This is a genomic window from Candidatus Krumholzibacteriia bacterium, from assembly GCA_029865265.1.
Lineage (GTDB): Bacteria > Krumholzibacteriota > Krumholzibacteriia > WVZY01 > JAKEHA01 > JAKEHA01.
Genome location: JAOUHG010000056.1, coordinates 1 through 11569, shown reverse-complemented (window position 1 = coordinate 11569; position 11569 = coordinate 1). Strand labels below are relative to the sequence as shown.

Annotated in this window: 14 protein-coding genes; 11 read left to right on the top strand and 3 right to left on the bottom strand. The window is 64.1% G+C overall.

Annotated elements, in window-relative coordinates:
- Positions 1 to 736 (bottom strand): hypothetical protein (locus OEX18_14880; GenBank protein ID MDH4338553.1); only part of this gene is annotated, 736 nt, incomplete at its 3' end.
- Positions 737 to 959: 223 nt separating this feature from the next.
- Here OEX18_14880 and OEX18_14875 point away from each other — a divergent pair.
- Complete coding sequence (locus OEX18_14875; GenBank protein ID MDH4338552.1) at positions 960 to 1127, top strand: efflux RND transporter permease subunit; 168 nt, start codon at positions 960 to 962, stop codon at positions 1125 to 1127.
- A gap of 128 nt (positions 1128 to 1255) precedes the next feature.
- Positions 1256 to 2197: a 6-bladed beta-propeller gene (locus OEX18_14870; protein MDH4338551.1), complete on the top strand. Its 942-nt coding sequence runs from the start codon at positions 1256 to 1258 to the stop codon at positions 2195 to 2197.
- 20 nt (positions 2198 to 2217) lie between these two features.
- Here the strand turns inward: OEX18_14870 and OEX18_14865 are convergent, their stop codons facing one another.
- The gene (locus tag OEX18_14865; protein ID MDH4338550.1) at positions 2218 to 2901 is read right to left on the bottom strand and encodes a hypothetical protein; all 684 of its coding nucleotides are present in this window, start codon (positions 2899 to 2901) and stop codon (positions 2218 to 2220) included.
- Between the two features lie 282 nt (positions 2902 to 3183).
- Here OEX18_14865 and OEX18_14860 point away from each other — a divergent pair, with 282 nt between their 5' ends.
- The 3 genes from OEX18_14860 to ric all read left to right on the top strand — a co-directional run bounded on the left by OEX18_14860 (position 3184) and on the right by ric (position 7038).
- Complete coding sequence (locus OEX18_14860; GenBank protein MDH4338549.1) at positions 3184 to 5616, top strand: T9SS type A sorting domain-containing protein; 2433 nt, start codon at positions 3184 to 3186, stop codon at positions 5614 to 5616.
- 105 nt (positions 5617 to 5721) lie between these two features.
- Positions 5722 to 6363, top strand: coding sequence for a TetR/AcrR family transcriptional regulator (locus OEX18_14855; GenBank protein ID MDH4338548.1), 642 nt, complete (start codon positions 5722 to 5724; stop codon positions 6361 to 6363).
- Between the two features lie 3 nt (positions 6364 to 6366).
- Positions 6367 to 7038 (top strand): iron-sulfur cluster repair di-iron protein, encoded by a 672-nt coding sequence (ric, locus tag OEX18_14850; GenBank protein MDH4338547.1) that lies wholly within the window; start codon positions 6367 to 6369, stop codon positions 7036 to 7038.
- A 48-nt stretch (positions 7039 to 7086) separates the two neighbouring features.
- Here ric and OEX18_14845 read toward each other — a convergent pair whose 3' ends face one another.
- Positions 7087 to 8049 carry a 6-bladed beta-propeller gene (locus tag OEX18_14845; protein MDH4338546.1) on the bottom strand — a complete coding sequence of 321 codons (963 nt, stop codon included), beginning with the start codon at positions 8047 to 8049 and terminating at the stop codon, positions 7087 to 7089.
- A gap of 204 nt (positions 8050 to 8253) precedes the next feature.
- Between OEX18_14845 and OEX18_14840 the strand changes: the two genes are divergently transcribed.
- From OEX18_14840 to OEX18_14815, 6 genes are all read left to right on the top strand, one after another.
- Complete coding sequence (locus OEX18_14840; protein MDH4338545.1) at positions 8254 to 8814, top strand: hypothetical protein; 561 nt, start codon at positions 8254 to 8256, stop codon at positions 8812 to 8814.
- A 16-nt stretch (positions 8815 to 8830) separates the two neighbouring features.
- Positions 8831 to 9481 (top strand): DTW domain-containing protein, encoded by a 651-nt coding sequence (locus OEX18_14835; protein MDH4338544.1) that lies wholly within the window; start codon positions 8831 to 8833, stop codon positions 9479 to 9481.
- Positions 9468 to 10736: an OmpA family protein gene (locus tag OEX18_14830; GenBank protein ID MDH4338543.1), complete on the top strand. Its 1269-nt coding sequence runs from the start codon at positions 9468 to 9470 to the stop codon at positions 10734 to 10736. Before OEX18_14835 ends, OEX18_14830 begins: the two co-directional genes overlap by 14 nt.
- 50 nt (positions 10737 to 10786) lie before the next feature.
- Entirely contained in the window at positions 10787 to 11002 is a 216-nt protein-coding gene (locus OEX18_14825) for a hypothetical protein (GenBank protein MDH4338542.1), read from the top strand.
- Positions 11003 to 11059: 57 nt separating this feature from the next.
- Positions 11060 to 11308 (top strand): AbrB/MazE/SpoVT family DNA-binding domain-containing protein, encoded by a 249-nt coding sequence (locus OEX18_14820; protein MDH4338541.1) that lies wholly within the window; start codon positions 11060 to 11062, stop codon positions 11306 to 11308.
- Positions 11305 to 11569: type II toxin-antitoxin system PemK/MazF family toxin (locus OEX18_14815; protein MDH4338540.1), on the top strand; the 265-nt coding region annotated here is incomplete at its 3' end. The genes OEX18_14820 and OEX18_14815, both read left to right, overlap by 4 nt.

Below are 11569 nucleotides of genomic sequence, written 5' to 3'. Positions count from 1 at the left end.
CCGGCGGAAGCTGCGTCTCCTGGTTCACCAGGGCGAATGTCGTGATGACTCCACTGCTGTAACCAAGCAGGTTCATCTTGCGGAAGCCGTTTCCCGTGAGCAGACGTGCCTCTCGGGCAATGGTCATGCCGATGTTCAGATTGTCGACATTGTGCTGCAGGCCCCAGTCGGCCATGAAGGAGAAGTCCGTCTCGCTTTCCGGAACGAGGATCCAGTCCTGGTCGATGCCCCAGACGTCGACGCCGTTCTCAGCAAAGAAGATGGCGGCGGACTGCTCGTCGGGCGTGTTGGGCGACGCGACGCCGAACAGGAACTTGACGAAGCCGACCGCGTCTCCGTGCTGCAGGAAGATTGACTTCTTCGAACGGATAGGTCTGTTGGGACTCGTCTCCTTGACGACACGGTGCAGCCCGATGACGTCGTAGAGACCCGGACCGACGCGCACCTCGAAGTAGTAGTGGGCAATGTCACCCGTGAGCGGCTGCCGGCTGTAGTTCATAATTTGATGTTCCAGTGCGTCAACGCCCTGCTGGCTGATCTTTGGTGTCAACGCCTCCGGGTCGAGTTCCCAGCCGCTTCGTGCGACGATTGCGCTCGCCAGAAGCTCGGCGTCGTTCGCCGTCACGGCGAGGTTGTCGCTGCCGGCCTGTTCCGGCATGACCGGTTTCTCCCGGCTGCAGCCAAACGTGACCGTGAGCGCGAGAGCCACGATTGCAATGACGTGTGAGGACCGCATGATGGGCCTCCTTGAGGTTCGGGTGGGAAGCGGTGTGAACCGCTCCGATATGCTGAGAATTGGGGGGGACGGATGAAGGGAGAGTGGAGAACCTACGGCTGACTGTCCCCCCGTGGTACTGTCACGGCTCTTGTACCACCGGCCGGAGGCGGACACAAGCGATGCAAATGCATCATTTTCCGAGGCGCGATCCGGCGCAAGCCACCAACCTCCCGGCCGGGTGATGGCGCTCATACCGCTCGTGATCGGCGGGGCAAAACCCGGTAACGAGATCCAGAGCCCGATGGGGCAGGTGATCCTGGGCGGGCTGCTCACCTCGACGTTCCTGAACATGGTGCTCGTTCCGGTCCTGTTCGAGCGTTGGGGCGCGCCGCGCCGCTCCGGCGAGTAACGAACCGGGCGCTTGCGAGGGTGCTCGTTCAAGTCAATCGCCGCTTGCCACCATGGTTCATTCGGGCTATGCTGCGGTCACACCGCCCAAGCAAGTCCATCGCTTATGAACTTAAGAGAGGAGACCTCATGTCCAAACTTAAGCTCGCCATCACCCCGTACCTGTTCCTGGTCCTCCTGACGGTGTTTGGCGTTGCGTGCGAAGACGATGCCGTGACGCCGCCGTCGAACAACTTCGAGCCCGCGCCGGCATTCGTGCTCGCGTGGGGTTCGCAGGGTGCCGGCGATGGGCAGTTTGGCACCGGCCCCACCGGTGTTGCCGTCTGGGAAGACACCGTGTTCGTTGCCGACCTGGGCAATTATCGCATCCAGAAGTTCGACGCCACCGGCAACTTCATCATGTCGTGGGGATCGCGGGGTGCGGGTGACGGTCAGTTCGACTGGCCCTACCATGTTGCGCTTGACGGTGGCGGCGCGGTGTACGTGACAGATGGGAACCGGGTCCAGAAGTTCGACCGGGACGGCAATTTCATTGCGCAATGGCCGATGAACGTCGGCAACGGGGTCACCGGCGGCATTGCGATTGACGGTACCGGTGTCGTGTACGTGAGCGATCCGAACAACAGCCGCATCCAGAAATTCGCCGCCGCGGATGGCAACTTCCTCGGCGACATGGGAAGTAACGGCAACGCGGACGGCCAGTTCAATCATCCCAGAGGACTCGCGGTGGACGCGAGTGACAATCTTTATGTCGTGGATAACGGCAACCACCGGATCCAGAAGTTCGACAGCGGGGGGAACTTTGTCACCAAGTGGGGCAAACGGGGATCACGGCTCGGTGAGTTCGAGACCATCTTCACGATTGCCGTGGCGGGAAATCGCGTCTACGTGGTGGACTCCGGGCTCTCGCGTATTCAGGTGTTCGATACCAGCGGAAAAGTCCAGACCTGGTGGGGTTCGCAGGGCTCGGGTGACGGCCAGTTTGAGGACGCAGGCGGTATCGCGGTGGCCGGTGACGGCAGCGTGTATGTGACCGACTGGGGCAACGTCCGCATCCAGAAGTTCAAGTAGCGCTCGGCCGACCGGAACGCCTACGGCAGCGGTTCGCCCTTGGGCCACACCGGGGGAGGCTGCGGCGTGCCGGCGATGTCGGTGGTCACGTCGATCGACGTGAGTTCGAGGTCGACTGCGGGAATCGGCTGGCCGGCGTCCCGGAGGGTCTCAAACTTGTCCGGCACCGTGAACTCCACCGAGAAACTCTGCAGCTCCTCGCCCGTCTTCAGGTTGACGAAATAGCTGGCGACGGTGCAGAAGAGCGCGCTGCCGATGCAGGGACTCTCGATCTGGTGGGTGGTGGCCGCCAGCTTCCAGTCTCCCGAGATACTCGCGGTGGTCGTGGGTGTGGCAGCCCCGCAGGAGCCGCCGTTGGCGACACCGAAGTGCGCCTGAATGCTCACCCGCTCGGTGGCGTGGTTGCGGGTGACGAGTAACGGACTGCCGAAGGTGATCGTCAGCTTGACCTTCTGGCCGGGCCGGAAGTTGCGGAGCCGGGTGTTGGCAGGGGCCCAGGAGAGGTAATACTCGGTTTCATCGCTGCCAGGAAAATACAACGCTTCGTACGTCACATCTCCCGGCGCTGCCCGCAGGGACAGGCAGGTGACGCCGTCGTCGAGGCACGGCGAGCTACCGGCCGCGACGTTGTCGTCACCACCACACGCCGCCAGCGCAGCGGCCATCACCACCGCAAGGGGAAGTTGGAATCGTGTCGCTCGCATCGGGGGCCTCCTGCCGAATCCTGGATTCCCGATCAAGCCTACCAAATGCGCTCCCGAGTCCACTACTGAAGTTGGCACGGTCCCCGGTGCCGCCGATGTGAAAGGACCCGGGATTCTGGCTCCCGTACAGCGAGAACCTCCATCCGCCGCGTGATTTCAGGGGTCCTCCGCCGTCCTACCTCCTGGACAGAGTTTCGCGCGTCGACCCCTGGATTGTCGGCCCGGGTGCTCACTCCGCCTGAACCGCGGCTGCCTGCCGCCCATCCACCCCGGAGGTTGAACATGAAGGCCCCGCTAACCCTTTTTATTCTAATCGCTTGCCTCGTGTCGCCCGCCTTTGTTCCCGCCTTTACGCTCACCAAGTGGGAGCCCAACGGGACGCCGGTTTCCACGGAGCCCAAGAACCAGGAACTGACGGACTGCATCTCCGACGGCGCCGGGGGCGTGATCATGGTGTGGACAGACACGCGCGATGGCATCTTTCACGACATCTACATTCAGCGCGTCAATGCCTACGGGGTGATGCTCTGGACAACGGGCGGGCTGGCCGTTTGCACAGCTGCCGGTAGCCAGGTGAGAGCGGGACTCGTATCCGACGGGGCCGGTGGGGCCATTGTAGCCTGGGAGGATGCGCGCAGCGGAGCCGGCGACATCTACGCGCAGCGGGTGAATGCGTCGGGTGTGGTGCAGTGGACGCCCGACGGTGTCCCAGTCTGCACCGCGGCTGATACGCAGTCCTTCCCTTCGATTGCTTCGGATGGATCGGGGGGCGCGGTGATCGCATGGGTGGATTATCGAAACGCCGTTGACTACAACCTCTACGCGCAGCGGATCAACGGGGCAGGCGTCGCCCAGTGGACTGCCGGCGGAACTCCGATCTGCACGGAACCGAGTAACCAGGTCCGCATCTGGATCACCCCCGATGGAACCGGCGGTGTGATTGCTTACTGGGCTGACATGCGAGGAGGGCCGTGGGGCCTCTACTCGCAGCGGGTGGATGGCTCGGGGGCAGTTCAGTGGACGGCTGATGGCATTACGCTCCGGACCAACATGCCCAATGTGAACGAGGGCGGGGTGGTGCCCGACGGAGCCGGTGGTGCCGTGATTGCATGGGCGGAGTGGGTCAACGCATCCTACATGCAGGTGCGGGCGCAGCGAATCGACGCGCTGGGTGCGCTCCAGTGGAGCACGGACGGCGTTATCATGTGCCCGTTCAGTTCCGCAAGTCAAATGAGGCCTGACATCGCCTCCGACGGGGTGGGTGGGGCGATCATCGCGTGGGATGATTTTCGCAGCGGAGCCGATTCCGATGTCTACGCGCAGCGCGTGAGTGTCGCCGGCGCTCTTCAGTGGGACGGAAGCGGTGTGGCTCTCTGCACGGCTCCCGGTAACCAGCTGCAACCTCTGGTTGCCTCCGACGGAAGCGGTGGTGCGGTGGTTGCATGGCGGGACGACCGGAGCGGAATGGCGGACATTTTTGCACAGCGGGTGAGTGCGCTCGGCGCCATCCGATGGGGGGGGGATGGCGAAGTGGTCTGCGCCGCATACGGATGGCAGGCCGACCACGCGCTCGCCGCAGACGGAACCGGCGGTGCGATTGTCGCCTGGACGGATTTGCGGACCGATATGAGCAATGACGTATATGCACAACGCGTCGAGGGGCGTTACGGCTACTGGGGTCACCCCGAGCCGTTGCTCTCGACGGTTACGGATGTTCCCGCGGATCAGGGGGGCAAGGTGCGCGTCAACTGGTTCCCCAGCAGCCGCGACATTCTGAACGAGCAGTTCATCAGTCATTACAGTGTCTGGCGCGCGGCGAGTGCGGCCGCGGCGGCCGCAGCCGTGGAATCAGGCGTTCCCAATGTGCGGCTCACGGACGTGGGGGATGCGTTTGACGGGCCCGCGATCCGCGAGGAGACGACGGCGTCCGGGGCGTCCGCCTTCTGGGAACTGGTGGGAACGCAGGACGCCGTGTACCTGGAGGCGTACTCGCTCACGGTGCCGACTGGTTACGACTCCAGCGCGGCCGGACCCGCGACGCACGACTTCCAGGTGATCGCGCACGGGTACTGGAGCCAGTACCTCAACTGGCCGTCGAACGTGGCGAGCGGCCACTCGGTGGACAACCTTTCGCCGCCGCCACCCTTGTATCTAACCGCGCAGCGCGCCGGCAACGACATCAACCTCAAGTGGAACCGTGTGCGTGTCAAAGACCTTCGCGACTACGCGGTCTATCGCGCCACCGCTGCGGGTGTAACGCCGGTGCCGATGAACTTCCTGTCCAGTTCCACGGACTCTACGCTCACCGACACGGGTGCGCCGTTGACCACGCTGTACTACGTGGTCACCGCCTACGACGTGCACGCCAACCAGAGCGCACCGTCCAATGAGGCCACCGTGGTGGGCGCCACCGGTGTGGGGGACACGCCCGCCATCACGCAACTCACCGTGCTACAGAACTATCCCAACCCGTTCAGCGCGCAGACGGAGTTCCGGGTGGGGTTGCCGGCGCCGTCAGACGTGCGGGTTGAAATCTATGACGTGGCGGGACGCCGCGTGGGTTCGCTGGAGGTTCTGGACGCCGCGGCGGGCTGGCAGCGGATTCCGTTTGCGGGCCGCAACGACGCGGGTACGCCGCTCGCAAGCGGCGTCTACTTCTGCCGCGTCACGGCCAACGGCAGCACAGTGACGCGCAAGATGGTGATCGCGCGATAGCGGCAGGGGATGCTGCGAGTGAGAGCGGGCCGGGGCGACGCGCCCGCGAGAAGCCGCTTGACAGGTAAGTAAGAAGTTACTTACTATATTCGCATGAAAGCCGGCGTGCGCAAGCCCGCGGCCGAGCGCCGCGAGGAGATCCTGGGGGCGGTGTGCCGCATCATCGGGGAGAGGGGCCTCGCCTCGCTCACCACCACCGTGCTCGCCAAAGAGGTGGGAGTCACCTCCGGGGCGCTCTTCCGACACTTTGCCTCGCGGGACGAGATCCTCGATGGCGCCGTGCGCCACGCCCTGGAGAAAATCGACGCCACCTTTCCCGCCCCCTCGCTGCCGCCGCTGGAGCGGCTGCTGCAGCTGGGGCGCAACCGCGTGGCGCTGTTCCAGAACGAACCCGGCATTGCCTGGCTCCTGCGCTCGGAAGAGGCGAGTCTCTCGCTGCCGCCGGGGGCCGTCGCACGGCTGCGCGAACTGGTGCAGAAATCGGCGGGCTATCTCATGGACGCAATCCGCGAGGGTATGGCCGCAGGGACCATCCGCAACGACATCGAGCCCGAGCACCTGCGCGTGATAGTCATGGGGACCATCCATGCGCTGGCGGGAATGCCGGGCATCCACAAGAACGAAAGAGGGAGCCGCCGCAAAGATCCCGAGCCCGTGCTCGCGGCTCTGGCGCGCATGCTCGCGGCGCCGGCCGGGACCACACCCAAGAAACCATCCACCACCAAACGTCCACCCAAACGGAGGTAAGTCATGTCCATCACGCTCGAAACCAAGGTTGGCGCACTGGCCGCGGAACACCCGCTGGCCACCCGCGTCTTTGCCCGCCACGGAATCGATTTCTGCTGCGGCGGTGGCCGCCCGCTCGGCGAGGTGTGCGAGGAGAAGGGGTTGGACGCCGCGGCGGTGTTGAAAGAGGTGCACGCGGAACTGGAGCAGCCCGGCGAGACCATGGAGCGCTGGGACCAGGCCCCGCTGGGGGATGTCATCGACCACATCCTCCACGCCTATCACCGCCCGCTGCGCGAGGAAATGCCGCGACTGGAAACGATGGCGCGCAAGGTGCTGGACGTGCACGGCGAGAAGGACCCGGATCGCTTCAAGCGGATTGTCAACGTGCTGGTGGGGCTCAAGGCGGAAGTCGACTCGCACATGGTCAAGGAAGAGCAGATCCTCTTTCCGATGATCAAGGCGGGGTCGGGCGCGATGGCGGGCGGGCCGATTGCCGTGATGGAGGACGAACACCTGGTGGTTGCCAATGCGTTGCGCGAACTGCGCGAACTGACCGACGACTACCAGGCGCCGGAGGCGGCATGCAACACGTGGCGCGCGCTATGGCACGGGCTGGATGCGCTGGAAGCGTCATTCCACCAGCACATCCACCTGGAGAACAACATCCTGTTCCCGCGCGCGCTGGCTGAGTGAGGAGCTGGGGTACGGGCGCGCGGCCCATGATGCCGGCGCCCGTACGCGCTACTTGAACTTCTGGATGCGGTGATTATCCGCGTCCGCGACGTAGATATTGCCGCTTCCGTCCACGCCGATACCTTCGGGCAGATTGAACTGGCCGTCGCCGCTGCCCATCGAACCCCACTGGGTGACATAATTGCCCGCCGTATCGAACGTCTGCACGCGATTGTTGTCGGAATCCGTCACGTAGACGTTGCTGCCGCGCGCGGCAATCCCGGTGGGAAACACGAACTCACCGTTGGCGGAACCGGTGGTGCCCCACTTGGCCACAAATGTCCCCGTGCTGGTGAACTTCTGGATGCGATCGTTGGCGGAATCCGCCACGTACACGTTGTCGCTCGCATCTACGGCAACGCCCTGCGCAAAGCCGAACTCCCCATCGCCCGAGCCCGGCGAGCCCCACTGGGTGATATACGTTCCTGTGCTGCTGAACTTCTGGATGCGACTGTTGCCACTATCCGCCACGTAGACGTTCCCGCTGCCGTCCACCGCAATGCCAACCGGAAAGTCGAACTGCCCGTCGCCGGAGCCCGCGGTGCCCCACTGGGTGACATACATTCCCGTGCTGCTGAATTTCTGGACGCGATGGTTCGCCTGATCCGCCACATAGACGTTGCCGGTGCCGTCCACGGCGACGCCCCAGGGAAAACCGAACTGGCTGTTGCCCGAGCCCGCCGCGCCCCAGCCGGTCATGTACGCGCCCGAGCCATCGAACTTCTGAATGCGGGAGTTGCCGAGGTCCGCCACGTAGACGTTCCCGGTGCCGTCCACGGCAACGCCGCCGGGGCCGGCAAACTGGCCGGCGGCAGATCCCGCGGAACCCCACTTGAGCACGAACTGCGGGGTGGTGTTGCCCGGTGGGGGCGGGTTGTTGGACAGTGCCGCGGGGTCATCGTCTCCGCAGGCGACCGCGGTCGCCAGGAATAAGGACAGGCATAGAGCCAAGCGGGCCTTGAAAACGGGCATTTGCGGCCTCCGTCGTTCAGGTGTCGTGCAGTGCAATCTATCATAGATGGAGTCATTGAGTATACGTGCGTGAGATGGGGTGTCAACCCACGATAGCCACTCGGGGCGGAGGTTGAGGAAGTCCGGATTCAGGCGTACGATATAGCCGGGCCGCAGTTCTCGGTTGTCCGGGGACGGGTGACGACCCCGAGGGAGGGAACGATCATGCGGAAACGGCTCATTCCACTTCTTGCTCTGCTGGTACTGCTGCCCTCGCGCGCCGCACTCTGTCAGGAGCGCGGCGGCTTCACGCTGCTGCTCACACTTGGCTATGGCCTGCAGAGTGGCGGTATTGGCGAGGGAACCAGCGACGGCCTCGGGGGACTGAATCTCGGCATCGGGGGTTTTGTGTCGGAAGATACCGCGCTCATGTTCCGGATTTCCGGGACGAACGTGTCGTACCAGTACGACGCCATGTACGATCAGCCGCGAATCGGCGGTTCCCAGTCGATGTACAAGGAAGACGTGGTGTCCGGAGTTGCCGTGTTCGACGTGCAGTACTGGCCAACCAGCCGTCTCAACCTGGAAATCGGCGGCGGTTTTGGATTTGTCAGTTCCGACTACCTGTACGACGAGCGAGGAGTGGGGCTGCTGGGCGCAATGGGTTACACTGTGCTGTTGCGGGGTAAGTACAGCCTGCAACTCGGGGTGGAATACGCCCCGGTTGTCCTGGGCGGGGGAACCATCAACAACCTTGGTTTCAACGTGGGGTTCCAGTTCCTGTAGCCAGCACGGCAACACCATGCATCTGACTGAATTCAAAGGGAAATACGGAGACAAGTGCCACCGGTGTCTCATGAGGCACCACCTGTGCCTCTGCGACAGCATTGTTCCCTTTGCCAACCGTACACCGGTCACCATCATCATGCATTGCGGCGAGGTCTTCAAACCCTCGGGAACATCCCGCCTGGCCGGTCTGGCGTTGCAGAACTGCGACGTGTACCTGCGGGGTTTCGCGGAGAAACCGTTGATCCTCGAGGACCTCTTTCCCGAACCGGAATCTTGCCTGTTCCTGAACCTGAGCGCCGATGCCCACGTGCTGGACGAAGACTTCGTGGCCGGCCATGCGTTCACGCACCTGGTCGTGCCCGACGGGAGCTGGCGCCAGGCCCGGAAGATGGGCCGCCGCGAGCCCACGCTGAAGAAGATGACGTGGGCCAGGCTGCCCTCCGGACCGCGGTCCCGCTATCTGCTGCGCAACCAACCCGTGCCCGGGGGTCTGGCTACTATTGAGGCCATCGCGAGGGCGCTGGGTGTTCTGGATGGACGTGCTGGACAGGATCACCTGGATAGGGTTTTCTCGTTGATGGTGGACCGAACCATCAGCAACCGATTCCGAACGCGCCTGCGTCCGGCGGTAAACGCGCGAAGGAGTACACATGAGATCGCATAGCCTGGCCGTCGTTGTGCCGCTTGTCGTTCTTGCCTGTGCCCCCAGTGTGGATGTGGAACCCATTCTGCACGACTACGACAACTACGCGGCCGACCTGCGCGCCGTTGCCACCGACTCGTACTCCATCAAGCTGCTGGAAACCGCCGATGCCAAGCGCGCACAGGCGGAAACGCTGATCCAGAACGGGAAGAAGCAGGATGCCGTCGCGCCGATGGAGCGGGCCATGGCGGATGTGCGCGTTGCGTTCGAAGTGGAGAGCATGCAGACCGCGGCCGACCGTGCGCAAAAGTGCCTCCTCGAAGTGGAACAGGCGCGCGCCAGCTGGCAGGAGGCGGTGTTCGTCCTGGAGCAGACCGAGGACTTCACTGGTGCCAAGGCGCCCATCGCCAAGCGCGCCCCGGCGTTGGAGGAAGAGGTGCCCGAGACCCTGCCGGCGACGACCCTGCTGCCGGAGACCTTTCCGCCCGCCACCATGGAAGCCGTATCCGCACAGTGGAGCTCATGGTACAAGGTGGCCGGCGAGCGCCACGTTGCGGCCGGGGACATCGAGGGCCGGTACCGGCGCAGCTACAATCAGACCCACGCGGAGAAGGTGGACGCACCCACAACCGAACAACACCGTTACCTGGCCGCGCGCGCGGTGCAGGAACTGGAATGCCGGATTCGCTCCGACATGAATGAGCAGGTGTGTGTGGATGCCACCCAGCAGATGACCGCGTTCAGCGATGCGCGCGCGCAGGCGCTGGAGGCCACGCTGAACCTGGAGCGCAGCCTGCAGGACGACCTCAAGCGTGACCTCGAGCACCTGCGCGCGGAGGCCAAGACACGCCAGGACGAGCTCTATGGCGCGCTGAGCCAGTTGCAGGGGAAGTTTGCGAGCATTCGCCGTGACGCGCGGGGAACCATCGTAAGCCTCGCCGACATTCTCTTTGACTTCAACAAGGCCACGCTCAAGCGCGACGTGGAGTTCAACCTGGTCAAGATTGCCACCATCCTGAACCAGTTCGGCGAGATGAAGATTGTCATCGAGGGGCACACCGACTCGATCGGCACCGAGGAGTACAACCTGCAGTTGTCGCAGCGGCGCGCGCAGGCCGTGCACGACTTCCTGGTGTCGCAGGACGTCGCACCCGACCGCCTCACCGCGGAGGGCTTTGGTGAGAGCCGCCCGGTGGCCGACAACGACACCGACGAGGGTCGGCAGAAGAACCGCCGCGTCGACCTGGTCATCCAGGACGCACCGCAGGCGCAGTAAGACCGGCGCAATAGGCGGCGCTGCGGCACACGGAGAAACTGAGCGCCGGCGTGGACTACGCGCGCTTCGACTTCATGTGGAACGGAACCAGTCTGTACGGCGGGGAGATCACCATCTATCCCGCCGCGGGCGAGAGTGAGATCAAGAACCGCGGCGTTCATGCCACCATCATCAACGGCTGGGATCTGAAGTGCTCCCATTTCCTCCGCACGCCCCATTCCGGGGCCGTGCGGATCTACACCGACGCCCTACGAAGATTGCTGTGAGATCAGGAGCGCCGGGGGCTTGACGCAGGCGGTGCGTGTGATTACAATGTAATCACCATGAAGACCCGCCTGGTGAGAATCGGCAACTCCCGCGGCCTGCGCCTTCCCAAACCGCTCATCGAGGAAGCCGGTCTCAAGGACGAGGTGGAGGTGACCCTGCGCGAGGGCGCCATCGTCATCACCAGCGCCGAACATCCGCGTGCGGGCTGGGAGAAGGCCGTTGACCTGCTGCTGGAACGCCGCGAAGGCTATTTGATTGAAGAGCCCGCGCCGACCGGTTTTGACGATGAGGAGTGGGAGTGGTGACGCCCGGGGCGAGGCGCGGCGATGTGATCCTCGTGAGCCTCGGTCACGGACAGGGCGGCGAGATTCGCAAGACGCGCCCGTGCGTGGTGGTTTCTCCCGATGTCCTCAACGAGCGCATGCCCACGTTCATCGTCGCACCCATGACTTCGGGCGGGCATGCGTATCCATTCCGCATTGCATGCCGCTTCCAGGGGAAGTCCGGATTCGTGGTGCTGGATCAGGTTCGCACCGTGGACCGCGCGCGGGTCACGCGCCGACTGG

Coding starts and splice junctions, on each gene's coding strand:
- OEX18_14835 (MDH4338544.1), top strand. CDS start 8,831: ATGCATCTGACTGAATTCAAAGGGAAATACGGAGACAAGTGCCACCGG.
- OEX18_14820 (MDH4338541.1), top strand. CDS start 11,060: ATGAAGACCCGCCTGGTGAGAATCGGCAACTCCCGCGGCCTGCGCCTT.
- OEX18_14860 (MDH4338549.1), top strand. CDS start 3,184: ATGAAGGCCCCGCTAACCCTTTTTATTCTAATCGCTTGCCTCGTGTCG.
- OEX18_14875 (MDH4338552.1), top strand. CDS start 960: ATGGCGCTCATACCGCTCGTGATCGGCGGGGCAAAACCCGGTAACGAG.
- ric (MDH4338547.1), top strand. CDS start 6,367: ATGTCCATCACGCTCGAAACCAAGGTTGGCGCACTGGCCGCGGAACAC.
- OEX18_14830 (MDH4338543.1), top strand. CDS start 9,468: ATGAGATCGCATAGCCTGGCCGTCGTTGTGCCGCTTGTCGTTCTTGCC.
- OEX18_14865 (MDH4338550.1), bottom strand. CDS start 2,901: ATGCGAGCGACACGATTCCAACTTCCCCTTGCGGTGGTGATGGCCGCT.
- OEX18_14840 (MDH4338545.1), top strand. CDS start 8,254: ATGCGGAAACGGCTCATTCCACTTCTTGCTCTGCTGGTACTGCTGCCC.
- OEX18_14870 (MDH4338551.1), top strand. CDS start 1,256: ATGTCCAAACTTAAGCTCGCCATCACCCCGTACCTGTTCCTGGTCCTC.
- OEX18_14845 (MDH4338546.1), bottom strand. CDS start 8,049: ATGCCCGTTTTCAAGGCCCGCTTGGCTCTATGCCTGTCCTTATTCCTG.